We start from the raw sequence: 24293 nt of genomic DNA, 5'->3' as shown, positions 1-24293 counted from the left end.
AAGGGTTTTCACATGACAGGTCTAGAACGTGGCTCGGTGGCCGCGAGGCGGCTCCTTGCGCCCATGCTCACCGCTGTTCTTCTCGCGGGATGCGTCGTCGGTCCGGATTACCGGACGCCGATCCTGCCGATGCCGGCAAACTGGAGCGGCCAGAAGCCGACGAAAACCGTACGCCCGGCGCAACTGGCGCAGTGGTGGCAGCGGCTGCGCGATCCCGAGCTGAACACGCTCGTAGAGGAAGCCGTTGCCGGCAATCTTGACGTCGCCACCGCCAAGGCCAAGATCCGCGAGGCGCGCGCCAGCTATCGCCAGAGCGTCGGCACATTGCTGCCCTCGGTGGACGGCTCGGGATCGGTTACCCGCAACAAATCGGCCACGACGACGTCCGGCAGCAATGCCATCTACAGCGAATACCAGGCCGGCTTCGACGCCAGCTGGGAGCTCGATCTGTTCGGCGCCAACCGCAGGGGCGTCGAAGCCGCCCGCTATGGACTGGATGCCTCCGAGGAGGAACTGCGCTCGACCTTGCTGACGATGGTTGGCGACGTGGCATCCTACTATACCCAGGCGCGCGGCTACCAGGCGCGCATCGCGCTCGCCCGGCGCTCGGCCGCGTCGCAGCGGCAGACCGCCGAACTGACCCGGCAGATGGCGTTGGCGGGCACGGCAACCGCCGCCGATGTCGCCAAGGCGATGGGGCAGGCCAGCAGCACCGAAGCCACGGTTCCGACGCTGGAAGCAAGCTATGCCGAGGCCGTGCATAGGTTGTCGGTGCTGACCGGCCGGCCGCCGGCCGCACTCAGCGAGCGGCTGAAGCGTGGCGCGCCGATCCCGGCGCCACGTCTGCCGATGCCGACGGGAATTCCCGCCGACATCCTGCTTTCGCGTCCCGACGTGCGCCTGGCGGAGCGCCAGTACGCGCAATATACGGCCAAGGTCGGCCAGGCCGATGCGGCCCGCTATCCCTCGGTCAGCCTGACGGGAAACATCAGCACGGCGGCGCTGAATCTTGGCGACCTCGGCAAGAACTCATCGATCGGCTGGTCCTTCGGGCCGACGCTCAGCGTGCCGGTGTTCAATGCAGGTCAGTTGCAGGCGGCCGTCGATGTCGCCAAGGCGCAACGCGATCAATACTTCATCGCATACCGGTCTTCGGTGCTGACGGCGCTCGAGGATGTTGAGAACGCTCTCGTTTCGCTGTCGCAGGAGCGCATCAGGGTCGGCAAGCTTGCCTCCTCCGCGAAATCCTATGGCGAGGCGGCTCGCCTTGAAACCACGCTGTTCAAGGCCGGCGAGGCAAGCCTTCTTGATGTGCTCGACGCCCAGCGGTCGCTCTACACGGCCGAGGACAACTTGCTGCAAAGCCGCGTCCTGGTCGCAACGCAATACATCGCACTCAACAAGGCGCTGGGCGGCGGCTGGGACGGCACCGTCGATAGCGCGAAGCCAGAGATCGTCGACGTCAAGACCGGTCCGCGACTGGCCTCCAACGTGCCGGCGCCGTGAACGGCTGGCACTGGCAAGGCGGCCCTTTCCCTCCGGCCTAACCCGCCTGGACAAATGCCATGACGACCACGCGCGGGGCAACGCAGTAGGCAAGCTTCGTCCTGCGTCCCGTCGTCGTCGTGGCGAACCCCGCGTTCAGGTCGACGCCGATATTCTCATAGCCCAGGATCTGGCGATCGAGCGGATAGACAGCCTTGTAGACCGCTTCCTTGGCTGAAAACAGGATGCGGCCGGCAAGATGCCGGTCTGCCGCGCCAGTCACATCGGCATGGGTAGCGACGAGCGCAAGAATGTCATCCGGGAGGGGCTGCGCGGGCTCGACGTCGATGCCGAGGGAACTGGTATCGGAAACAGACGCGAGCGCCGCCACCGCCATTTCATCGTCATGCGCGAGCGAACCCGTCATCCCGTCTGGCCAGGCCGGTGCGCCGGATGGCAAGCGCGCGATCGCGACATCGTGCAAGCCAAGATCCGCCAGCAGTCCGTGGGCGATCCATCTTGCGGCGCCGCTGGCGCGGCGCATGGCCGGTTGCCGCGCCGGCATGGAACGCGCCTCCTCCGGCAGCAGATGGGCTTCATCCCCTTCGCGGATCAGCCGGCATCCGACCCGCACGCCGCTTGGCGCGATCGCGGTCATCGCCCGCAGCAGGGCCGTTTCCACGGGCGAACCTGCAGCGGAGGCGGGCAGCAAGGTCAACGGCCGGCCACCGGCAGCATGGCGATCATTTCGCCATCTTCGTCGAGCCCCTGCTCCACGAAGCCGGCGGAGCGATAGAGATGTCGTGCAGCCTCATTCTCGGGCTCATAGCAGATCGATATCCCAGTGACATGGCCGAGGTCCCTGATCTCGTCGAGCGACGCGCGCAACGCTGCCTTGCCATAACCTTTGCCCTGGTGCGCGCGGTCGATCATGAAGCGGTAGATCCGCGCCTCGTCCTCCGACGCGTCATACATCAGGAATCCGACGACCTGGCCGTCAGCCATCACGACGCGTGGTCGCGCGTCCTTGTCGGCCTTGGCCTCTTGCAGCGAGTCGGCGTTGCTGGCGACGAAATTCTTCTGCTCCGGAGCAAGCTCCAGAGCCGTGACCAGGGCACTGTTGGCCTTGGTCACGGAAACGAGACTGACTTCAGCCGGTTTCAAGCCGGGGTTCCGGAACCGCCATTCGTGACCGGCGTGACGAACCGGTGCAGCTTGGCCGGGTTGCCGCGCCATATGGAATAGGGCTCCAGCTCCTCGCCCTTCATGACGAATGAATCGGTATCGGCCACCGAGCCTTCGCCCATCACGACACCATAGTGGATGAAGGCGGATGGTCCGAGCGTGCAGCGATCGCCGATGCGGATGAAGTCGGACTTGAACGCGCCCTCTTCGAGCGAATGGGCCTGGATGACGCATCCTTCGTTGAGCGTGACGTCATCGCCGATCTCGACCAGGGACCGTTCCGTCAGGTTGCTGCCGCCGTCATAGACCCTCTTGCCCACCTTGACGCCCAGCAGGCGCATGATGATCGGGCGGAACGGCGTGCCGCCGAACAGCCGTGTGATCGGCGAATCCGAAAGCTTCCAGTGACGTTCGTGGCGCCAGAATTTGACGTCATAGATCGTCGTCATCTGCGGTTTCAGCTTGCCAAAACCAAGGCTGGCCCGTTCGATCAGGATGTAGAAGGGAATGCTGATAGCCGAGGTCAGCAACACGGCGACGAACAGCGCCACCTCCGCCCAGTCGGTATAATAGTTGAGCGCACGATCCCAGATCACCAGCGTGGCGAACAGCGTGATCCACTGAACCGCCACGAAGAGAAGCACCGTCACGGCGTTGTAGAGGTTCTTGCGGACGATGCGCCGACGCCGCTCCTCCTCGCTTATGCCTGCGATCAGCTCCTTGTCGCGGTTGACCATGCGCGGGATTTCAAAGGAGGGCGACCCCAGCAGGCCGACATTCTCGCGCACCGGCCCGTCGATCGGCACCATCACCTTGGTGCCGAGCAGGCAGTTGTCGCCGGTGCGGCCGTCCGGGGGATAGTAGATGTTGTTGCCGAGATAGTTGCGCTCGCCGATCCGGGTCCGCTCCAGCCGGAACGCGGTCGCGGACTTGTGCATGTTGATCATGAAAAGACCGTCCGACACCATGGTCTGGCTGCCGATGTCGCACAGCAGCGGATTTTCATGCTGCTGGTTGCTGCCGAAATTGGAGCCGGTCTGCACCACCTCGTTCAGGTTCCAGCCGATCGCGCGCATGTAATGCACGATCGCCGAGCTGTCGCCGAACAGGAGGTTGAGGACGCGCGAATTGCTGGAGAATTCCGCGACGGTCTGCAGCCAGTAGCGGAAGCCGTAGAGCGTATAGGTCCGGCCCGGCTTCAGAAGCAGGCTCACCAGCCTCGGTACCAGCGTCGCCGCGAGGAAGGCGAGCGCGATATAGCCGAAGAGCGTGACCACGGTGCCGATCGCGACGATGCCGATCGTTTCTTGGTAATCGTCGCTGACATTCTGCCAATAGCTGTGGAACAGCAGCGGCAGCGGAGTGACGAGGGTAAACAACACCACCAGTTGCGCTGTCTCGTAGAGCACGCGCCGCACATGGGACGGATTGACGTTGCGGATCTTGCAGTAGTCGGCCGTGGTCGGCACCGGCGGCGATCCATGCCAATGCTCGCCGTCCGGAATGCTTTGCCCGCGCTGCAGCGAGGATGAATGGCCGAGCTGCGCGTTGTCGCCGATCCTGGTGTCGATATCGATCGTGCAGCCCACGCCCACGAAGGCGCCGCGGCCGATGGCGATCGGCCCGGTATGGATATAGCCGGACTGGGCGCGGTAGCCGAGGATCATTGATTCCTTGCGCAGGATCGTGTTGTCGCCAATCGAAATCAAATCCGTGCAGACCGGCACGGAGCGGGATTCGATGACGGCGTTGCGCCCGAGCCTGGTGCCCAGAAGCTGCAGGTAGATGCTGTAGAGCGGGCTGCCGCGAAACAGGACGACGGGCGCCGTGCGGATCAGTGTCTTGACCACCCAGAAGCGATAGTAGCGCAGGCCCCAGATGGGAAAGGTTTCCGCCTTCCAGCGGCCCACGAGCACCCATTTGGCAAGGACGGCAAAGCCCGTCATGCCGAAGAACACGCCAGCCGAGAGCAGCACGCAGCGCAGGTAGAGTTTCAGCGGCTCGTCGAGCGCGTCATAGACCCAGTTGAGGCCGTAGTTCAGCGACCACAATCCAAGGTAGCTGTAGAGCCCGTAGAACGCCAGCTGCGCCATTCCGCAGGTCCAGTAGACGAGGTTCGATGTCTGGTGGGTCAGGACCGGTTCATTGGTGGCCGTCGTCATCTCTTCCGGCACGCATAGATGCTTCGCCAGGCGCGCCACCGTCGGATAGAGGTAGATGTCGCGCATCGACGTCGTCGCCCATTCCTTCCTGGTGCGCACGCGCGCGCAGAAATGGGCCATGAGCAGCGAATTGGCGCCAAGATCGTCGAAGAAATTGTCCTCGACGGACACTTCGTCGAACTTCAGCACGTCGGCCAGCGCCTCGGCCAGGAAGCGTTCGTCGTCATTGCCGGGCGGCACCATCGTGCGGTCGCCCGAAAGCCGCAGGCTTGTCGGCTTCGGCAATTGGCGAAGGTCCACCTTGTTGGATACCGTCATCGGGATTGCCGGCAGTTCCTCCAGATAGGAGGGCACCATGTAGTCCGGCAGGCGCCGCTTCATCGTCTGGGCGATGTCGGAGCGCGAGATCGCCGGCACACCCGCCTTGGGTGCATAGTAGGCGACCAGTTCGACGCGGCCGGGCTCGATCTCCCAGGTGGTGACGGCGGCCTGCGCGATGTCGGGCTGGTCAAGCAGCACCGCCTCGATCTCGCCGAGTTCGATGCGGTAGCCGCGGATCTTCACCTGCGTGTCGATGCGCCCGTTATATTCGATCTCGCCATTGTCGTTGATGCGGCCAAGGTCGCCCGTCCGGTAGATGCGCTTCGAGGGATTGTTCGGGAGGTCGAGGAAATCGACAATGAACTTCTGTTCGGTCAGGTCCGGCCGGTTGAGATAGCCCACGGCAAGCCCGATGCCGGCAATGCCGATCTCGCCCAGTTCACCTGGCGCGGCCAGTTCCGACACCGAGGTGTCGAGAATGACGATCGAGTAGGTCGGCAACGGAGCGCCGATCGTGACGGCGCTGTCGGGCGTCAGTACGCCCATCGTCGCCGTGACAGTGGCCTCGGTCGGGCCATAGGTGTTGAGGATCTGCCGGCCAGGCTTCGACCAGCGCACGACCAGATTGTGCGGGCAGGCTTCGCCGCCCACCAGCAAGGTGCGCAGGCTGGGCACGTCGCTCGTCATCGACGACAGAAGCGTCGGGCTGCAGGCCATGCAGGTGATGTCATGGTGACGCAGGAAATCGGCGAGTTCTTCGCCCACCAGAGGCAGCTGGCCAGGCGCCGGCACGACGGTCGCGCCGGCGACGAAGGGCACCCAGATCTCCTCGGCCGAAAAGTCGAAGGCGATGGTCATGCCCTGATAGACGCGATCGCCCGGCCGGTAGCCATAGGAGGCGGCGGCAACCCGCACGAAATTGACGAAGCTCTGGTGCTTGATGACGACGCCCTTGGGCCGGCCGGTCGTCCCCGACGTGTAGAGGATGTAGCAGGTGTCGTCGCCGGGCAGCTTGTGTGGCTTCAGCGGCGCGTCGGACTGCGCGCTGATCTCGGAAGCGGCGCTGTCGATCAGCACATGGGGTACGGGCAGTTGATCGGCTCGCGACGCATAAGCTGCGATGGTGATGATCAATCCCACGCTGGCGTCTTCAATGATCAGCGTCATGCGCTCTTGCGGGAAGGCGGTGGCGAGCGGAACGAAAGCCGCGCCCGCCTTCATCACCGCAAGCACCGCGATATAGGTTTCGGCCGACCGGTCGAGAATGAGCCCGACACGGTGGCCCGGCCGCACGCCGCGCTTGATCAGCAGGCGGGCGAACTGGTTTGCACGCCTGTTCATCTCCTGATAGGTCCAGACACGCCCGTCGGAGATCACCGCCGGCAATGAAGCAAAGGTCGTGGCCAGTTGCTCGAAGACCTTGTCGAGCCGCTCATCGGGCTTTCCTTCGCCGGCAAAGTCGGCGCCGGTCAGAATCTGGGGGTGTGCGGACATGCCGGGAGCAGCGATGATCCCTGCCGTGGCATCCGAGCCGGTTTTTGCATCGGGCTGGCCGCCTGAAATTGACGCCGTGCCCCGGCCGAGTTCGACCCCATCAACATTATGGTCCATTTTCATACTTTCCAGTCATAAGCCGAATATCGTCCGGCATATGTTTCACGCGGAGCGTTGTGCCGCTTGTCCCAGCAAGCATTGTCTATCGGCTGACTTTGCCCAGCTGCATTTGATCTCTCCTTCATGGCGCCCCGCCTGGAAGAAGAGTTCGCAATTCTAAGCGGCAACTGTCGGTACACCCCCGACTCTCGCCCATCTTAGGGGGCCGATATCACATAAAACGATGATCGGGAACGCGATGGCCTGTCCGAAAACAGTATTCTATGGCCGATTCTTGACCAACTGAGACATTTCTGGCGCGTCCTCGCCGCTGGCGGGTGGCGCGAAGGCTCTCAAGACGCGGAATGGGCCGGGCTGGGTTGGCCGGGCGTGGGAAGGAGCGAGCCGGGCGAAAGGTGAACCGCTGCCTTGCGCCGGTCAATGTTTCAGGCGTCGTGTCGGCCCCACATCCGCATCGCCGGCATTTTCCGCCTGCCTAGGGCAGTATGTTTTCCTGACCATCGACGATCATGCGAAGCGGCGTCGCGATGCCCGGCGTGCAGGCGAAAACGGCCAGGGCGTGTTGTCCGTCGCCGACAAGCGGAAAACCGGTCGTGCCGCCGCCGGCCTCTTCCACCAGCAGCAACCCCGCCAGCACATCCCAGGCGAACAGATGGGCTTCGACATAGGCGTCGACACGCCCCGAGGCGACCTGCGCGAGACCTCGCGCGGCCGATCCGAACTGCATGAATTCGCAGCCAGCATCCAGGAGCCGATCGAGCAGGGCCAGATAATCCGCCAGCGGTGCCTTGCGCGAATAGCCGGCTTCCACGGCCGCGCGCCGGATGTCCTGAGTCGCGCTGACATGCATCGGCATGCCATTGCAGAAGGCGCCGTGGCCGCGCCGTGCCGTGAACATCTCATCCGCCACCGGATCGTACACGATGCCGATCTCGGTGGTGCCGCCAACGCTGAAGGCGATCGAAATCGCGAAGCTTGCAATGCCGCGCGCGAAATTTCCGGTGCCGTCGATAGGGTCGACCACCCAGGTAGCTTGCGCGATTATCCCTCCCGATTCCTCCGTGAGGATGCCGTCATCGGGGTAATGCTCCCCGATCGAATGGCGGATCAGGGCATCGACCTCATGGTCGGCAATGGTGACAACGTCCTGCGGGCCTTTCTCGATCGTCCGCAAATCCCCACCCTTGCGAAAATGGTGCATGGCGACAGCGCCCGCCTGCCTGGCCAACGCAACAGCGAAGTCGAAACGCTGCGCAAGGTCGATCTTATTCGAGGGCATTAGGTGCTGTTCTCCGCTTGGTTCAATCAGGCCTTGGCCGGCCATGTGGCCGCTGCCGGCAAGCCGCCAAGCGCCACCGAGATTCGGTCCGCGTGCTCTATCAGCACGCGGGTCAGCGGCGGCAAGGCGTGGTCCGGCAGCAATTGCTTGAGCGTGGTGACGCTGATCGCGCCGATGGCCGCGCCGTCATGGCCGAAGATCGCCGCGGCGACGCAGACGACGCCCGCATGGTCTTCCTCGTCATCGAGCGCATAGTGGCGGGAGACCACCATATCGAGGGCTGATGTCAGCGCTGGTATCGTGCTGAGCGTCTTGGGCGTTCGGGCCGGATAGCCTGTGCGCTCAAGGATGTCGATCGCCTGCTGGCGAGGCATTGCCGCGAGAAAGATCTTGCCGACCGCCGAACAATGCGGCCGCTCGCGCCGCCCAAGCGCGGCATCGAAGCGAATGGCGTCGGGCGCATCGGCCCGGCCGACGACGACGGCCGCGTCCTCGTCCCATATCGCCACGCGCGAGGTGATGCCGGTCGCCTGGGTCAACTGGCGCAGGACCGGCATCGCGACTTCGGCGACACCTGTGCCGGCTGCGGCAAGATCGCCAAGCCGAACCAGTGCAAGACCGAGTCGGTAGCGCTTGCCCATGCCTTCGCCGGTGTCGGAGACAACGCCCGCCGCCTTCAGGCTGAGCAGGATCGCGTAGGCGGCCGCCTTGGTGATTCCGGCCGCCAGGGCCAGGTCGGTCAAGCGGGCGCCGTCTTTTCCGGAGCTTGCGATCTTCTCGATGATGTCGAGCGCGCGGCCGACACTTTGCACCCGGTATCGGTCTCCACTCATCGAACAATCCTGTCGGGCGTCATCAAACAGACATGCGTCTCATGCATTAATAGTAAACAGTATTTAGTATTACTAAACAATAGCGCAATCCATCATTTTTGACCGGCGCCCTGCCGGACCTGAAAACCACGGAACAGATCATGCAATTGACAATCCTGGCATCGCGGATGGGCTATTGCGCTGCCGATCAAAGCCATTTCGATGATCGCTATGACGGCAACGGCACCGCCCGTGCGGTTGCATGATGCCACGCCGCCTGAATCGTCATTGGTTTGCCTGGCTCGGCCTGGCGCCGTTCCTGGCTTTTGTGATTGCTTTCGAGATCCTGCCGGTCCTGGCCCTGCTGCGATCCAGCCTGACCGGGGAGGGCGGCCCGACGCTGGACAATTTTGGCCGTGCGCTGACGCCAACGACGCTGGCGGCTTTCGCCAACAGCCTGAAACTGGCCGTCGCAACGGCATTGGGCGGCACCCTCCTTGGTTCGGTGGTGGCCTACGCCATCGTCACCTCCCGCAGCCCGGCGATGCGCCATGCCATGACGGCGCTCGCCAATGTCGCCGCCAATTTCGGCGGCGCACCGCTCGCCTTCGCTTTCGTCATCACGCTGGGCTCGACCGGTTTCGTCACGCTCCTGCTGGGTTATCTCGGAGTCCAGCTCTATCCGGATTTCCGCATCTACTCGATCACTGGGCTTGGCATCGCCTACCTCTACTTCCAGACCCCGCTCGCCATCCTGCTGGTGATGCCGGCGCTGCTCGGCCTGCGGCCGGAATGGCGGGAGGCCGCCGAAATCCTAGGTGCAACGACATCGCAATATTGGATGCGCATCGCCCTGCCGATCCTGGCGCCGGCGATATCGGCAAGCTTCTTCCTGCTGTTTGCCAATGCTTTTGGCGCCTACGCGACCGCGTGGACGCTGACCGGGTCCGACGTCAACCTCATACCCGTGCAGATCGCCGCCCTGGTGCGCGGAGAGGTCGTGCTTGATCCGGCGCTCGCGGATGCGCTCGCCATTCTCTCTTTGCTGGTGATGGCCGCCTGCCTGCTCGCCTACCAGTATTTCGCGCGCCGCGTGAGGCGCACGGCATGACCGCTGGATCCCTCACATGGCGCGCGCCGGTCATCGGCGTCTTCGTCGCCTTCATGACCGTTCCGGTGACTGCCACCGCGTTGTTTTCCGTGGCGACGCGCTGGGACCGAACCCTGTGGCCGGAGGGCCTGACGCTGAACTGGTGGGTCAAGGTCGCATCGCGGTCCGCCTTCACCGACACGCTGCTGAACTCGTTCTGGGTCGCCATCATTTCAGTGCTGGTTTCGCTGATCATCGTGGTGCCGGCGGCCTATCTGGCACACACAAGGCTACCGCGCGCCAAGCCGTGGCTCGAATTTCTGTCGATCGTTCCGTTTTCGCTGCCGGGGGTCGTGCTGGCGCTCGGCCTGATCCGGCTCTATTCGAAACTGCCGTTGCCGCTCATCAACACGCCCAACATCCTGATCGCGGCCTATGTGATCGTCACATTGCCGTTCATGTACCGCGCCGTCATCAACACGCTGGAGAGCGTGGACACGCGCCTCCTTGTCGAGGCCGCGCAAAGCCTTGGCGCTAATCCCCTGCAGGTCCTCGCCTGGGTCATCGTGCCCAACATCGCCTCCGGTATCGTCAATGGCAGCCTTTTGGTGCTGTCGGCGGTGTTTTCGGAGTTCGTCCTGGCCAATCTGCTGATCGGCACGCGGCTGAAGACCTTTCCGATCTATCTCGTCGAATTCACGCGTTCCGATGCCCGGCAGGCCAGCGCGTTGGCGCTGATGAGCTTCGTGATCGCCTGGATCATTTCGCTCGCCATCCTGTGGACGGCCGGGCGGCCAGCCAAGCGGCGACAAGCCGATAGCCCAGTCCGAGGACGTTAGCGCGGAACCTGCATCCCAGACATGCCGTCGCGAGCGGGCGTGAAGGCAGATCGAGATCGACCCGCATTTGGAGAAACGAAAATGAACAAGAGACTGTTAGCCGTGCTTCTTGGCGCCAGCGCCTTTGCGTTTCAGGCGTTGCCGGCAATGGCCCAGGACACGCTCGCGGCAGCCAAGGCCGAGGGCCAATATGTCAGCTACGGCATGTCGGATGACTGGGTCAATCTCGGCGCCATCTTCGGCGAGATCGAGAGCAAGTTCGGCCTCAAGCATGTCGACACCGACATGACATCGGCCGAACAGATCACCCATCTCGTGGCGGAAAAGGACGCGCCGGTGATGGACATCGCCGATATCGGCTATGATTTCACCGGGCGTCTGCTCGAGAACGGTCTTGCCGCCAGCTACAAGAATGCGTCCTGGGACAGCATCAAGCCGCAGTACAAGGATGCCGACGGCCGCTGGGCCTCGTCCTACTGGGGCGCCATTGCTTTCCTCGTCAACACCGACAAGGTCAAGGTCGCGCCGCGGACCTGGAACGACCTGCTGAAGCCCGACTACAAGGACATGGTCTGCAGCCGCGATCCGCGCATCTCCAGCTACGCCACCGCGTCGGTGCTGGCCGCGGCCTACGCGAATGGCGGCGGCGAGGACAATGTGCAGCCGGGCCTCGACTGGTTCAAGCAATTGCGCGATAGCGGCAATCTGCGTAACGGCGTGGTGCTGAACGTGGCTTCGGTCCAGAAGGGCGAATGCCCGATCTCGCTGGTCTACGATTTCGATGGCTTCGCCAAGCGCGACGCCACCGGCCTGCCGCTTCAGGTGATCATCCCGGCCGACGGCACCGTCGGCATGCTGTTTGCCCAGTATATCAGCACCGCGGCGCCGCACCCCAATGCAGCCAAGGTCGCCATCGACTTCCTGTTCTCGGACGAGGGGCAGCAACTGCTGGCCGAGGGCTATGCGCATCCGACCCGCGATGTCGCATTGCCCGACGCGGTGAAGGCCAAGATCTTGCCGGCAAGCGCCTATGAGAAGGTTCGCTTCCCCACCAACCTCGCCAGCTTCTCCGGCGCGATCAAGAACATCGCCGAAGGCTGGGACAAGGTCGTCAAGTAAGCATTGCTGGTCGATGCCGTCACCCGTGCGCCTTGACTGCACGGGTGCCGGCACCCGAACGCCGGAGGGTGGTAATTTGCCGGCTATGCAGCCGAGGGCGGCTCGGTCGGCGTCGAGACCTTGCTGGCAATCCAGTCATAGAACCGGTTGGCGAGCGGATGTTCGAGCTTGCCCTCGGGCATCACGAAATAATAGCTGTTCTCGGTCGTCATCGGCAGGTCGAAAACCACCTGCAACTGGCCCTCGTCGAGTTCCGTCTCGATCAGATAGCGCGGCAGAAGCGCGAAGCCCAGTCCTGCCGCGGCAGCCTCGATGACCATGGTGAACTGGTCGAAGCGGTGACCGTGATAGGCGCCGCCGCCATCCATGCCGGTCGACTGGAACCAGTTGACCCAGGCCTTTGGCCGCGTTGCAAGATGCAACAGGGGACCAGCCGCGAGGTCGGCCGGGCTCTCGACCGAACGGCCGGCCAGGAAGCCGGGACTTGCCACCGGCAGGATAATCTCCCGGCAGATGTATCGGCAGCGCGCATTGGCCCAGACGGGCTTGCCGTAGTGGATGGCGGCATCGAAGGCCTGTTCTTCGAGGTCGAACGGCGCCGAGCGTGACGCCATGTTGACGAGCACGCCCGGGTTATCAGCGAGGAAGTCCGGCAGTCGCGGCACCAGCCAGCGGCTGCCGAAGGTCGGCAAGGTCGCAAGGCTGAGCGACGTCGCCTGCGACCCGGTCATGGCGCGCAGCATGGTCTCCTCCGTGTCGGTCAGCAGCCTGCGCACCTCCGGCAGGAATCGCTGCCCGGCACCAGACAGCACCACACGCTGGCGCACGCGCTCGAACAGAAGCACGCCGAGCTGCGCCTCCAACTCCTTGATCTGGCGGCTCACGGCGCTCTGCGTCAGGCTGAGCTCGCCGGCTGCCTGCGTGAAACTGCCGTGGCGCGCCGCGCATTCGAAGGCTTGCAGCTTCTCGATGTCGGGGATCAGTCGTCTGTTGGAGATCATTCCATTCTCGCATCAACCCAGTCTAATTTATCGCAATAGGGTGGATAAGAAAATCGCTATGATCACCCCGTGGAATGATCATAGCGAGAGATGCGCCCATGACCGCAGCCCAGTTCATGTCGTCGGACGATATCCGCGCCGCCTTCTCGGCGGCCATGTCGGCCATGTACCGCGCCGAGGTGCCGGCCTATGGCACGCTGCTGTCGCTGGTGGCCGAGGTCAATGCCCGTACGCTGGCGAAAAACCCATCGCTGCGCGCCAGCCTTGCGGCGACCGGCACGCTCGACCGCGTCTCGGAGGAGCGCCATGGCGCCATCCGTCTTGGCACTGACGCAGAGCTTGCGATGATGCGCAGGGTTTTTGCCGTGATGGGCATGGTTCCCGTCGGTTACTATGACCTGAGCGAGGCCGGCGTTCCCGTCCATTCGACCGCTTTTCGTCCTGTAGGCGACGCGGCATTGCGGCAAAACCCCTTCCGCGTGTTCACCTCGCTGCTGCGGCTCGACCTGATCGAGGACGCAGCGCTGCGCGAGGAGGCACGAGAGACACTGGCAACGCGGCGCATCTTTTCGGATGCGGTCATCGCGCTGGTGGAAAAGGCGGAAGCCGAGGGCGGCCTGGATGCTGACGATGCCACGCGCTTCATCGCTGAAGTGCTGGACACATTCCGCTGGCACGAGCAGGCAAGCGTCGAGCGGGGCCTCTACGCCCGGTTCCACGATGCGCATAGGCTTGTCGCCGACGTCGTGTCCTTCAAGGGACCGCATATCAATCACCTGACGCCGCGCACGCTCGACATCGATGCCGTGCAGGGGATGATGCCCGGCCACGGCATCGCGCCCAAGGCGGTGATCGAAGGCCCGCCGGCGCGCAACTGCCCGATCCTGCTGCGCCAGACCTCCTTCAAGGCGCTCGAGGAAAGCGTCTCCTTTCCCGATGCCGATGGCTCCTTCCATGTCGGCTCGCACACCGCCCGCTTCGGCGAGATCGAGCAGCGCGGCATTGCGCTGACGCCGAAGGGCCGCTCGCTCTACGACAGCTTGCTCAACGAAGCGCGGGCCCATGTGCGCCCAGCTCCCGATGGCTCCAACGCGGACGAATATCGTGCCGCGCTGGAAGATGCATTCAAGGGTTTCCCGGACGACTGGGACGAGATCCGGCGGCGCGGCCTCGGTTATTTCGCCTACAGCCTGGCTTATAATGACGGTCGCCTTGTTCCCGCCGAGGGCGGCGATCTTGAGGCTATGCTAGTGGCAGGGATCGTCCGCTTCGATCCCATCGTCTACGAGGATTTCCTCCCGGTCAGCGCCGCCGGCATTTTCCAGTCCAACCTTGGCGACGGCGCCGGACAGGATTTCGTCGCCAGCCCCAACCAGAAGCGCTTCGAGCAGGCCCTCGGCGCCACGGTGCTCAACGAGTTCGACCACTATGCCAGCATCGAGAAGGCGTCGATCGCGCGGTGCATGGCGAGGCTGGAAACAGCCGGCAGCCTGGGCTGACCATGGTTCTCGACGCCCACTTCGCCGAACTGCGGACCCTGCTCGGCGCGGGCGGCTTGCTGACGCGGCCGCAGGATATGGCGGGCTATCAGACCGGCGCCCGTCATGACCATGGGCTTGCCGCCTTCGTGGCGCGGCCGGCGACGACGGAAGAAGTGTCCGCGTTGCTGGCCTATTGCTATCGCCACGCAATCGCGCTCATCCCGCAATCCGGCAACACCGGGCTCGTTTCCGGCTCGACGCCGGACAGGAGCGGCCTGCAGGGTGTCTTGAGCCTGGACCGCCTGCGCGGCGTCTTCGATCTCGATCTCGACAATCGTTCGGTGCGTGTCGGCGCCGGGCTCAGGCTGTCGGAGATCAACAGCCGGCTTGAGCCGCAGTCGCTGTTCTTCCCCATCGATCTCGGTGCCGATCCCTGTGCCGGCGGCATGGTCGCCACCAACACCGGCGGCGCCCGCTTCCTGCGTTTTGGCGATGTGCGCCGCAATACGCTCGGCCTCAAAGTCGTTCTCGCCGACGAACAGGGCACGGTGCTCGATCTCGGCGATGGGCTGCGCAAGAACAACACCGGCGTCGACTGGAAGCAGTGTTTCATAGGCACGTCCGGCGCCTTCGGCGTCATCACCGAATGCGTCTTCAACCTCGAGCGCCTGCCGCGGCAGACCGCCATCGCTTTCCTGGTTCCGAAAAGCGATGATCATGTCATGGGCATTCTCGGCATGATGGAAGACCAGCTTGGCGCTTACCTCTCAGCCTTCGAGGGCATGTCGAAGGCCGCCATCGGTTGCGCGCTGGAACATGTGCCGTCGCTGCGCAATCCGTTCCCGGGTGGCGCCATACCGGACCATGTGATCCTGGTGGAAATCTCCCGCTCCTGGGCTCCACGCGAGGGCGAGCAGTCGCTCGACGCCGTGCTCGAAGCGGTGTTGGGCGAGATCTGGTCGCGGCCGGATGAGCCGCTGACCGACGCTTTCGTTGGTCGCCCGCACGAGATGTGGGCAATGCGACACGCCCTTTCCGAAGGCGTCAAGGCGGCCGGTCATCTCGTTGCCTTCGACCTGTCCTTCCGGCGCGGCGACGTCATGCGCTTTCGCGAGCACATGCGCGCCGAGCTCGAATCGTCCTGGCCCGCCGTGCGGGTCTGCGATTTCGGCCATGTCGGTGACGGCGGCCTGCACTTCAATCTTCTCGTTGGTCCGCGCGGAGCGGAGGCGCCAACCGCGGCGACGGTTTCGGCGTTGCGCGACCGGGTCATTCGTGTCGCCGTCGAGACGTTTGGCGGCAGCTTCAGTGCCGAACACGCGATCGGCCGGACCAACCAGCCTTTCTACGACCGCTACACCAGCGACAAGCTGAAGGCCATGGCGTCGGCGTTCAAGCAGCAGACATCGCCAGGCCCCATCGGCGCGGCGCGATTTGGATTTCAGGAAAAGGAAGAAAGAACATGACGATAGCGAAGGAAACGGCCGGGCTTCTCGGCAAGCTGGGTGTTGCCGGTGACGTGCTTGCGGGTGGCGACCTGATCGTGCGCAGCCCGGTGACGGGCGAACAGATCGCGGCGCTGAAGACGATCTCGCCCGCCGATGCCAGCAAGGCGATCGATGGCGCCCACAAGGCGTTCCAGGCCTGGCGGCTGGTGCCCGGCCCCAGGCGCGGCGAACTGGTGCGGTTGCTGGGCGAGGAACTGCGCGCCCACAAGGCCGAGCTTGGCCGCCTGGTGTCGATCGAGGTCGGCAAGATCCCGTCCGAGGGACTGGGCGAAGTCCAGGAGATGATCGACATCTGCGATTTCGCCGTCGGTCTCTCTCGCCAGTTGTATGGCCTGACCATCGCCACCGAACGTCCGGGCCATCGCATGATGGAAACCTGGCATCCGCTTGGCGTCGTCGGCGTCATCTCGGCCTTCAATTTTCCGGTCGCCGTCTGGTCGTGGAATGCGGCGCTGGCCCTGGTCTGCGGCGATGCCGTGGTGTGGAAGCCGTCGGAGAAGACGCCGCTGACGGCGCTCGCCTGCGCGGCGATCTTTGCACGCGCGGTCAAGCGTTTCGGCACTGACGCGCCCGAAGGCCTGGTCTCGGTGCTGATCGGTGATCGCGCGGTCGGCGAGATCCTGGTCGATCATCCCAAGGTGCCGCTGGTGTCGGCCACCGGTTCGACGCGCATGGGCCGGGATGTCGGCCCGCGCCTGGCCAGGCGCTTCGCGCGCGCGGTGCTGGAACTTGGCGGCAACAATGCCGGCATTGTCTGCCCGACCGCCGATCTCGACATGGCCTTGCGCGCCATTGCCTTCGGCGCCATGGGCACGGCGGGCCAGCGCTGCACGACGCTGCGCCGCCTGTTCGTCCATGACAGCGTCTACGACCAGCTCGTGCCGCGCCTGAAGAAGGCCTATCAGAGCGTATCGGTCGGCAATCCGCTGGAGACCGCGTCGCTGGTCGGCCCGCTGATCGACAAGGCGGCGTACGACGCCATGCGGAAGGCGATCACCGAAGCCACCGCCCATGGCGGCAAGGTGACCGGCGGCACGCGGGTCGAGAATGGCCATCCCGATGCCTATTATGTCCATCCGGCGCTGGTCGAGATGCCCAAACAGGTGTCGCCGGTGACGGAAGAGACCTTCGCGCCGATCCTCTATGTGATGAAGTATTCCGACTTCGACGCGGTGCTGGACGAGCACAATGCGGTGGGGGCGGGCCTGTCCTCGTCGATCTTCACGCGCGACCTGCAGGAATCCGAGCGTTTCCTCGGCGTCGACGGATCGGACTGCGGCATCGCCAATGTCAACATCGGTACGTCCGGCGCGGAGATCGGCGGCGCGTTCGGTGGCGAGAAGGAGACCGGCGGCGGTCGTGAATCCGGTTCCGATGCCTGGAAGGCCTATATGCGCCGCGCCACCAACACGGTGAACTACTCCAAGGCACTGCCGCTCGCCCAGGGCGTGTCCTTCGACATCGAGTGAGACAGCAGAGCCTGATCTCGCAGCCGTGATGGGTTGATGTTGGCTTCGCGCCAGCCAGCCCATCACGATCCTCTCGACTGTAACGTTGACCGGCGGCGTGAACGATGGTTCTAAGGCACCGTCTTCGCGCCGCCGGTCTTTGTTTCACGGCTGGCCCGCAGCCGTCGGTTAGATCGCAATAGAGGAAACAGCGGCATGAAAACCATCTCCCAGGCGAAGTCGCATGGCGGCGTGCAGGGCGTCTATTCCCATGCGTCGGATGTCTGCGCCTGCGACATGACCTTCTCGGTCTTCGTGCCGCCGCAGGCAGCACAAGGTCCGCTGCCGGTCGTCTGGTATCTCTCCGGTCTTACTTGCACCCATGCCAATGTCATGGACAAGGGCGAGTACCGCCGCGTGGCCGCCGAACTCGGCCTGATCATCGTCTGTCCCGACACCAGTCCGCGCGGCGCCGACCTTCCCGACGAGAAGGACAATTGGCAGTTCGGCAGCGGCGCCGGCTTCTATGTCGATGCCACGCAAGAGCCCTACGCCAGGAATTATCGCATGTACTCCTATGTCACCGAGGAACTGCCGGCGCTGATCGCGCGGGAGTTTCCCGCGGACATGACGCGCCAGGCGATCTTCGGTCACTCGATGGGCGGTCACGGTGCGTTGACGATCGCGTTCAAAAATCCCGAGCGGTTCAAAAGCTGTTCCGCCTTCGCGCCGATCGTCCAGCCCAGCACCGCGGGCTGGTCGAAGCCGGCTTTCGAAAAATATCTCGGCGTGGATGAAGCCTCATGGCGGCTCTACGACACCACCTCGCTCATCGAGGATGGGCGCCGCTTCCCGGAGCTCCTCGTCGACCAGGGCACCGCCGATGGCTTCCTCAAGGACGGGCTGCGGCCCTGGCTGCTGGAAGAGGCCTGCACAAAGGCCGGCATACCGCTGACCTTGCGCATGCAGGATGGATACGACCACTCGTATTTCTTCATCTCGACCTTCATGGACGACCATCTCAGATGGCACGCGCAAAGGCTCTCCGCCTAGGCGCCTGCTGCCGGGGCGCTGAAGATGCGCGTCTCGTTACAGATCCTCGGCCTGCCTCCAGCACGCGATCACGTGACCTCGACCCGCCTGTCGGATCGGCGGCTGCGCCGTTCTGCAATCGGCGACAGCCAGCGGGCATCGGTCGGCGAAGGAGCATCCGCCATGCGGGACATCGGCTGCCTGGAACTCGGCCTGGACCGACACGTTCTGCGCGGCTTCATTCGAGGACGCTGCCAGCAGCAGTTTGGTGTAGGGATGGTTCGGTCCTCGAAAAACCTGCTCGGATGAACCGACCTCCACCAGCCGGCCGCGATAGAGCACGCCGATCCTGTCGGCCATGTAGCGGATGACCCGAAGATCGTGGCTGATGAACACATAGGTCGTATTCTTGTCCCGCTGCAGGTCGTTGAGCAGGTTGAGGACCGTTGCCTGGACGGAGACATCGAGCGCCGAGGTGGGCTCGTCCAGCACGACCACCTTCGGCGCGCCGGCAAAGGCGCGCGCGATGGCCGCCCTCTGCCGCTGGCCGCCTGACAGCGACCGCGGCTTCTGCTCGGCGATGGTGCCCGTGAGGCGAACCGATGCCAGCAAGTCACCGACGCGCTGTCGCACCGCGCCCCGCCGCAGGCCGGACAGGCGCCGCAACGGGCGGCCGAGGATGCGGCCAATCCGGTGCCGAGGATTGAGCGTGCGATCCGGCGATTGGAACACCATCTGCACGTCGCGCCGTTCATCCGAGTTTCTTTTTTCGACGCGCGAAGCGACAGGTTTGCCGAACAGCTCGACCGATCCGGTGCTCGGGGTCTGCAGGCCGGTGATGATTCGTGCCAGCGTCGACTTGCCCGAACCGGACTCGCCGATCAGCCCGAAGGTTTCGCCCTGGGCGATCTCCAGGTCGATGCCATGCAGCACGGCCTGGCTGCCGAAAGAATGCGTGATCCCTCGGCAGGTGATTGCTACGTCGCGTTCATTTGCCGGCAAACTATCAAGCCGAGGCTCGCAAGCCTGAGGGTCCGAGGGCAGGCCATCCTCTTTGATGGTCCCCTCCGCCAGTCGTCCGTCTCGTTTCGTGAAGCTAAGCGCGGGAATGGATGCGATGAGAGCTCTCGTATAGGCGTGGCGCGGGTGGTCGAAAACCTCGTTTGCCGAGCCGCTTTCAACCACCGCTCCCGATTGCATGACCGCCACCCGGTCACAGGAGCGGCGGATCATGTTGATGTCATGACTGATCAAGAGGATGCTGGTCCTGTGATCCCGGCGCAGATCGTCGAGGATGGCGATGATCTCGGACTGGACGCTGGCGTCGAGCGCCGTCGTTGGCTCGTCCAGCACCAGCAGCGACGGATCCAGCGAAATCGCCATGGCGATGTTGGCGCGCTGCTGCATGCCGCCGGAAAGTTCGTGAGGATAAAGCTCCAGGACCCGGCCGGGATTGCTCACCCTCACACGTCCCAGCAGTTCGGCGGCCCGTCCATGCGCTTCTTCGTGACGAACCTTGCGATGCCGCATGATCGTCTCGGTTATCTGCCGGCCTATCGTCATGCTCGGGTTGAGCGCCGCTCCCGGATGCTGGTAGACGGCGGCGATATGGTCGCCCCGCAACCGTCGCAGTTGCTCGGTCGACAGATCGCGGATCTCGCGGCCTTGAAAGGTGAGCGCCGAAGCCTCGATCCGGGCGCCCTTTGGCAAATAGCGCAATATCGCCATGGCCACGGAACTCTTGCCCGATCCCGACTCGCCGACAAGCCCGAGCGCTTCGCCCTCGCTTATGTGAAGCGACACGTCCGTGACGGCCGGATGCGATCCCTCGTGACCGCGATAGGAGACGGAGAGCTGCTCTACGTTCAGAATTGAGGAGGACATTGTTGGCTTGAAACCACTTTCTTCCGGCGTCGCCATTCAGGGCAATCGCTTCCGCTTTCGCACAATACAATCTCTATAAAATTACTCGAATTAAGATGGAAGGCAATCTAGCTTTTGCCGATGAGGAGATTTGTCTGGTCGCCGCCGGTATCGGTGCCCGAGGTCTCCAGCCACGATTGGAAGGAAGCCGGCATGGCTCGAGACCACATGATCCTGAGCGCGTTCTTCTTCAACCCGCAGGGCGATCATCGCATGTCATGGCGCCATCCGCGCGCGCCGGGGCGGGAAGTGCTCGACTTCGACTACTATCGTGAACTGGTGCAGGCGGCGGAGCGGGCGCGGATCGACACCATCTTCGTCGCCGACCACGTCGCCATCTGGGATTCGGTGAAGAGCGGCGTCGCGCATTACGCCAATGCTCGCCTCGAACCGCTGACGCTGCTGTCGGCGCTGGCCGGCGTTACCAGGCATATCGGCCTGATCACCACGGCGTCGAGTTCCTATAGCGAGCCTTACAATGTCGCGCGCATGTTCGCGTCGCTCGACCATATCAGCAAGGGCAGGGCGTCGTGGAATGTCGTCACCTCGGCGATGGACGAGGAAGCCCGCAATTTCGGCCGCGACGGCAACATCGAACACGCCTTCCGCTACGAGCGCGCCGGCGAATTCCTCGATATCGTCAAGGCGCTATGGGACAGCTGGGAGGACGAGGCGCTCCTCATCGACAAGGCGACCGGCTATTTCGCAGATCCCGACAAGGTCCATCCGATCGACCACAAGGGCAAGCACTTCAAGGTGCGCGGGCCGCTCAATGTCTCGCGCCCGCCGCAGGGTCATCCGCTGATCGTCCAGGCCGGATCGTCCGAGGATGGCAAGAATTTCGCGACCGCCCAGGCCGATGTGCATTTCGCCATCTTCAGCACCAGGGAAGACGGCATCAAGTATCGGCAGGACATCAACGATCGGCTGGCTCGTCACGGTCGCCGACCGGAAAGCTTCAAGATCCTGCCCGGCATCCTGCCGATCGTCGCTGCCTCCGAAGCCGAGGGCCGCGAACGCCAGGAATACCTGCAGACCTTGCTTCCCGACCAGGTCGGCATCGATCTTCTGTCGAGCTGGAGCGGTCTGGATCTCTCCGTCTACCCGCCGGACGGACCGCTGCCGCCTCTGCCTGACGAGAGCACCTTCAATGGCGGGCGCACATCGCTCAACCGGGTCAGGCAATGGTCGAAGCAGAACCTTAGCCTGCGCGAAATCGCCCGCAAGCTGGCCAACAGCGGCTCGGTCCCGACCGTTGCCGGCACGCCCGTGCAGATCGCCGACCAGTTGGAAGACTGGTTCGTCTCGGGCGCGGCCGACGGCTTCAACCTGATGTTCCCGCTGCTGCCCGAGGACTGGGTGAACTTTGCCGAGCAAGTGGTGCCGGAGCTGCAGCGGCGCGGCGTATTCCCGACCGAGTACGGGCCTGGCACCTTGCGCGACCGCTTCGGCCTCGCCCGCCCCGCCAATCGTTTTGCCGAGCAGCGCGCCAATGCGCGCGCCGTGTCCTGAGGAGGAAAGTCATGACCGCCGCGCCAAATCTCCAGCCACGCGAAGCCACCGCTCCGCGCCTCGTCAACGTCCTGCACAGCCCCAAGCGCGTGCGCGTCAAATTTGGCGGTCGCACCATAGCCGACAGCCGCAATGTGCTGGTGCTGCGCTCCAACCACTTCCTGCCGGTCTATTTTTTCCCGCCTTCCTCCGTCGATGCCTCGGTGATGAAGCCCTCGACGCATCGCGAGCCACACCCGGTCGGTGGACATACCGCTTATTGGGACATCGACACCGGCGACATCAGAGCCGCCAACGCGGCGTGGTCATTCGTCTCGCCGCCGGATGAAAACCTTTCGCCGCTCGCCGGCCGCATCGCCTTTACCTGGAAGTCGGTCGACCAGTGGTTCGAGGAGGAGGAAGAGGTCTTCGTCCACGCCCGCGATCCCTATGCGCGCATCGATGTGCTGCAAAGTTCCAGCCACGTGCAGGTCTGGTTCGAGGGTGACATCATAGCCGACAGCCACCGCCCGGTGCTGCTCTTCGAAACCCATTTGCCAACGCGCTTCTACCTGCCTGCGGAAGATATCAGGCTTGAGCGGCTGACGGCGTCGAACTCGACGACGCGATGTCCCTACAAGGGCATCGCCTCCTACTGGTCGGGTCTTCTGAAAGACGGTTCGGTTCGCCCCGACATCGCCTGGAGCTACCGCGACCCGATCGACGAAGTGGCCAAGATCAAGGGCCTGATCGCCTTCTATCCGCAGGCAGTCGATCGCATCCATCTCGATGGCCAGCCGGCCTGACAGCGGCCTTTTTCCCCTTTTCCAATTCATGAGAGACAGACAATGACGAAACGTTCCGACACCGATTTCCTGCGCAATCAATCCGGGCGCAGCCAGTCTCGCGACATCTGGAATGTCGCGGTCGACGAATACGCGCAGGGCTTCCTGAAGCGCCGCGATCTCCTGAAATACGCAACGCTTCTCGGCCTCACCGGCTTTGCCGCCTCGCGGGGGCTCTTCACATCGGGCGCACGCGCGGCGACCACTGGCGGCACGGTCCGCGTCGGGCTCGGCCAGCCAACCAAGGCGATCGATCCCGTCTCCGTCACCGACCCGGCCAGCATCGGCGTGATCAGCCAGGTCGGCGAATATCTCATCCTCGACGACCCCAAGGATGGGCTGCAGCCGAAGCTCGCTCTGTCCTGGGAAGCCGACGAGACGGCCAAGCGCTGGACCTTCAAGCTCAGGCCCGGCGTGAAATTCCACGACGGCCGCACTGTTACCGCAAGGGATGTGGCGGCGAGTTTCGAGCGGCTTGTCGACCCGGCCAGCGGCTCGTCGGCGCTGTCAGCCTACAAGGGCATTCTGTCCAAGGGCGGCGCCAAGGTCGTCGACGACGAAACCGTCGCCTTCGATCTCGATGGTCCAAACAGCAACTTTCCCTTCTATGTCTCCTCCGATGTCTACAATGCCGTCATCCTTCCGGCCGACTATGCCGGCGATTTCGAGAAGAACTTCAACGGCACCGGCCCGTTCAAGCTCGACTCCTTCCGTCCCAAACAGGGCGCCAGCTTCGTGCGCAACACGGATTACTGGGGTGACAAGGCGCTGCCCGACCGGGTCGAGATCAAGTTCTTCGATGACGAGCAGGCGCAGGTGCTGGCGTTGCAGGCCGGCCAGCTCGACGTTATCCCCAGCACGCCGCGCCTGGAATTGTCGATCGACGGCAACCCCAATTTCAAGCTGCTCAGCGTGCAGGCGAGCTCGCATGACCAGGTGCATCTGCGAACCGACCAGGCGCCGTTCACCGACAAGCGCATTCGCCGTGCGTTGGCACTCACCATCGACCGCGAGGCGGTGGTCAAGGGTCTGCTGAAGGGCCGGGCCGTCGTCGGCAATGACACGCCGTTCGCGCCGATCTTCCCATCCGCCGATCCGTCGGTGCCGCAGCGCAAGCAGGACATCGCGGAAGCCAAGCGCCTGCTTGGCGAGGCGGGTGTTCCCAACGGCTTCCCGGTGACGCTGACCACGGAGCGCGCGTATGACATTCCCGATTACGCGGTGCTGATCCAGAACTTCGCCAAGAAGGCCGGCATCGACATCAAGCTCAACGTGCTGCCGCAGGATGCCTATTACGGCTCGGCGACGTTCGGTAGTTCGCCCTGGCTGGATTCCAATCTCGGCATCACCGACTTCGGGCATCGCGGCACGCCCGATATCTTCCTCAATGCAACGTTGAAGAGTTCAGGAGCCTGGAACGCGGCGCATTTCAACGACCCGGCCTATGATGCGCTGCTCAGTGACTATGGCAAGGCGCGCGACCTGCAGGCACAACGCCTCGCGGCCGGCAAGATTCAGAATCTGCTGCTCGACGAGACGCCGCTGATCATCAGCTACTTCTCGCAATACAGCCGCATCGTCTCGTCCAAGGTCGAGGGCGTGCGCTTCACCGCCATTTCGCACCTGCTGCTCGACAGGGTATCGTTCGTGTGAGTGGA

The 24293-nt window shown here is 63.9% G+C and carries 18 protein-coding genes; 11 read left to right on the top strand and 7 right to left on the bottom strand.

The genetic code is table 11. The features are described from left to right. Window positions 1–12: 12 nt before the first annotated feature. On the top strand, window positions 13–1506 hold the full coding sequence (locus ACO07C_RS15915; RefSeq protein WP_421915110.1) for an efflux transporter outer membrane subunit: 1494 nt from the start codon (window positions 13–15) through the stop codon (window positions 1504–1506). 37 nt (window positions 1507–1543) lie between these two features. Here ACO07C_RS15915 and ACO07C_RS15910 read toward each other — a convergent pair whose 3' ends face one another. The 5 genes from ACO07C_RS15910 to ACO07C_RS15890 all read right to left on the bottom strand — a co-directional run bounded on the left by ACO07C_RS15910 (window position 1544) and on the right by ACO07C_RS15890 (window position 8879). Continuing rightward, a complete protein-coding gene (locus tag ACO07C_RS15910) occupies window positions 1544–2167 on the bottom strand; it encodes a 4'-phosphopantetheinyl transferase family protein (RefSeq protein ID WP_421915109.1) in 624 nt (207 codons plus the stop codon). 32 nt (window positions 2168–2199) lie between these two features. After that, entirely contained in the window at window positions 2200–2649 is a 450-nt protein-coding gene (locus ACO07C_RS15905; protein ID WP_421915108.1) for a GNAT family N-acetyltransferase, read from the bottom strand. Continuing rightward, window positions 2646–6764, bottom strand: coding sequence for a Pls/PosA family non-ribosomal peptide synthetase (locus ACO07C_RS15900; RefSeq protein WP_421915107.1), 4119 nt, complete (start codon window positions 6762–6764; stop codon window positions 2646–2648). Before ACO07C_RS15900 ends, ACO07C_RS15905 begins: the two co-directional genes overlap by 4 nt. Window positions 6765–7242: 478 nt before the next feature. Further along, a complete protein-coding gene (locus tag ACO07C_RS15895; RefSeq protein ID WP_421915106.1) occupies window positions 7243–8046 on the bottom strand; it encodes an inositol monophosphatase family protein in 804 nt (267 codons plus the stop codon). A gap of 26 nt (window positions 8047–8072) precedes the next feature. Continuing rightward, window positions 8073–8879: an IclR family transcriptional regulator gene (locus ACO07C_RS15890; protein WP_421915105.1), complete on the bottom strand. Its 807-nt coding sequence runs from the start codon at window positions 8877–8879 to the stop codon at window positions 8073–8075. Window positions 8880–9123: 244 nt separating this feature from the next. Between ACO07C_RS15890 and ACO07C_RS15885 the strand changes: the two genes are divergently transcribed. From ACO07C_RS15885 to ACO07C_RS15875, 3 genes are all read left to right on the top strand, one after another. After that, the gene (locus ACO07C_RS15885) at window positions 9124–9969 is read left to right on the top strand and encodes an ABC transporter permease (RefSeq protein ID WP_421915104.1); all 846 of its coding nucleotides are present in this window, start codon (window positions 9124–9126) and stop codon (window positions 9967–9969) included. Next, window positions 9966–10787 carry an ABC transporter permease gene (locus tag ACO07C_RS15880; RefSeq protein ID WP_421915103.1) on the top strand — a complete coding sequence of 274 codons (822 nt, stop codon included), beginning with the start codon at window positions 9966–9968 and terminating at the stop codon, window positions 10785–10787. Before ACO07C_RS15885 ends, ACO07C_RS15880 begins: the two co-directional genes overlap by 4 nt. 81 nt (window positions 10788–10868) lie before the next feature. Beyond that, window positions 10869–11906, top strand: a complete 1038-nt coding sequence (locus ACO07C_RS15875; protein ID WP_421915102.1) for an extracellular solute-binding protein — start codon at window positions 10869–10871, stop codon at window positions 11904–11906. An 83-nt stretch (window positions 11907–11989) separates the two neighbouring features. Here the strand turns inward: ACO07C_RS15875 and ACO07C_RS15870 are convergent, their stop codons facing one another. Continuing rightward, on the bottom strand, window positions 11990–12907 hold the full coding sequence (locus ACO07C_RS15870) for a LysR family transcriptional regulator (RefSeq protein ID WP_421915101.1): 918 nt from the start codon (window positions 12905–12907) through the stop codon (window positions 11990–11992). 98 nt (window positions 12908–13005) lie between these two features. Between ACO07C_RS15870 and hglS the strand changes: the two genes are divergently transcribed. The 4 genes from hglS to fghA all read left to right on the top strand — a co-directional run bounded on the left by hglS (window position 13006) and on the right by fghA (window position 18397). After that, window positions 13006–14406, top strand: a complete 1401-nt coding sequence (gene hglS, locus ACO07C_RS15865) for a 2-oxoadipate dioxygenase/decarboxylase HglS (RefSeq protein WP_421915100.1) — start codon at window positions 13006–13008, stop codon at window positions 14404–14406. A gap of 2 nt (window positions 14407–14408) precedes the next feature. Continuing rightward, the gene (locus tag ACO07C_RS15860; protein ID WP_421915099.1) at window positions 14409–15854 is read left to right on the top strand and encodes an FAD-binding oxidoreductase; all 1446 of its coding nucleotides are present in this window, start codon (window positions 14409–14411) and stop codon (window positions 15852–15854) included. Further along, entirely contained in the window at window positions 15851–17365 is a 1515-nt protein-coding gene (locus ACO07C_RS15855) for an aldehyde dehydrogenase family protein (RefSeq protein WP_421915098.1), read from the top strand. Before ACO07C_RS15860 ends, ACO07C_RS15855 begins: the two co-directional genes overlap by 4 nt. A gap of 195 nt (window positions 17366–17560) precedes the next feature. Beyond that, entirely contained in the window at window positions 17561–18397 is an 837-nt protein-coding gene (gene fghA, locus ACO07C_RS15850; RefSeq protein ID WP_421915097.1) for an S-formylglutathione hydrolase, read from the top strand. A 36-nt stretch (window positions 18398–18433) separates the two neighbouring features. Here the strand turns inward: fghA and ACO07C_RS15845 are convergent, their stop codons facing one another. Further along, window positions 18434–20260 (bottom strand): dipeptide ABC transporter ATP-binding protein, encoded by a 1827-nt coding sequence (locus tag ACO07C_RS15845; protein ID WP_421915096.1) that lies wholly within the window; start codon window positions 20258–20260, stop codon window positions 18434–18436. A 192-nt stretch (window positions 20261–20452) separates the two neighbouring features. On the opposite strand from ACO07C_RS15845, the gene ACO07C_RS15840 reads away from it, so the two are divergent. From ACO07C_RS15840 to ACO07C_RS15830, 3 genes are read left to right on the top strand one after another with little or no spacing between them, the layout of a single operon-like run. Continuing rightward, window positions 20453–21811, top strand: a complete 1359-nt coding sequence (locus ACO07C_RS15840) for an LLM class flavin-dependent oxidoreductase (protein ID WP_421915095.1) — start codon at window positions 20453–20455, stop codon at window positions 21809–21811. A gap of 11 nt (window positions 21812–21822) precedes the next feature. Then, complete coding sequence (locus ACO07C_RS15835; RefSeq protein WP_421915094.1) at window positions 21823–22596, top strand: DUF427 domain-containing protein; 774 nt, start codon at window positions 21823–21825, stop codon at window positions 22594–22596. Between the two features lie 42 nt (window positions 22597–22638). Further along, entirely contained in the window at window positions 22639–24288 is a 1650-nt protein-coding gene (locus ACO07C_RS15830) for an ABC transporter substrate-binding protein (protein WP_421915093.1), read from the top strand. Window positions 24289–24293: the final 5 nt, after the last annotated feature.

The organism is Mesorhizobium sp. (assembly GCF_965229135.1).
In the GTDB taxonomy this organism is placed as follows: Bacteria; Pseudomonadota; Alphaproteobacteria; order Rhizobiales; family Rhizobiaceae; genus Mesorhizobium.
The sequence above is the reverse complement of the archived record's forward strand: the minus strand, read 5'-3'. Positions and strand labels throughout refer to the sequence as shown.

Coding starts and splice junctions, on each gene's coding strand:
- ACO07C_RS15915 (WP_421915110.1), top strand. CDS start 13: ATGACAGGTCTAGAACGTGGCTCGGTGGCCGCGAGGCGGCTCCTTGCG.
- ACO07C_RS15900 (WP_421915107.1), bottom strand. CDS start 6,764: ATGGACCATAATGTTGATGGGGTCGAACTCGGCCGGGGCACGGCGTCA.
- ACO07C_RS15895 (WP_421915106.1), bottom strand. CDS start 8,046: ATGCCCTCGAATAAGATCGACCTTGCGCAGCGTTTCGACTTCGCTGTT.
- ACO07C_RS15890 (WP_421915105.1), bottom strand. CDS start 8,879: ATGAGTGGAGACCGATACCGGGTGCAAAGTGTCGGCCGCGCGCTCGAC.
- ACO07C_RS15885 (WP_421915104.1), top strand. CDS start 9,124: ATGCCACGCCGCCTGAATCGTCATTGGTTTGCCTGGCTCGGCCTGGCG.
- ACO07C_RS15880 (WP_421915103.1), top strand. CDS start 9,966: ATGACCGCTGGATCCCTCACATGGCGCGCGCCGGTCATCGGCGTCTTC.
- ACO07C_RS15875 (WP_421915102.1), top strand. CDS start 10,869: ATGAACAAGAGACTGTTAGCCGTGCTTCTTGGCGCCAGCGCCTTTGCG.
- ACO07C_RS15870 (WP_421915101.1), bottom strand. CDS start 12,907: ATGATCTCCAACAGACGACTGATCCCCGACATCGAGAAGCTGCAAGCC.
- hglS (WP_421915100.1), top strand. CDS start 13,006: ATGACCGCAGCCCAGTTCATGTCGTCGGACGATATCCGCGCCGCCTTC.
- ACO07C_RS15860 (WP_421915099.1), top strand. CDS start 14,409: ATGGTTCTCGACGCCCACTTCGCCGAACTGCGGACCCTGCTCGGCGCG.
- ACO07C_RS15855 (WP_421915098.1), top strand. CDS start 15,851: ATGACGATAGCGAAGGAAACGGCCGGGCTTCTCGGCAAGCTGGGTGTT.
- fghA (WP_421915097.1), top strand. CDS start 17,561: ATGAAAACCATCTCCCAGGCGAAGTCGCATGGCGGCGTGCAGGGCGTC.
- ACO07C_RS15845 (WP_421915096.1), bottom strand. CDS start 20,260: ATGTCCTCCTCAATTCTGAACGTAGAGCAGCTCTCCGTCTCCTATCGC.
- ACO07C_RS15840 (WP_421915095.1), top strand. CDS start 20,453: ATGGCTCGAGACCACATGATCCTGAGCGCGTTCTTCTTCAACCCGCAG.
- ACO07C_RS15835 (WP_421915094.1), top strand. CDS start 21,823: ATGACCGCCGCGCCAAATCTCCAGCCACGCGAAGCCACCGCTCCGCGC.
- ACO07C_RS15830 (WP_421915093.1), top strand. CDS start 22,639: ATGACGAAACGTTCCGACACCGATTTCCTGCGCAATCAATCCGGGCGC.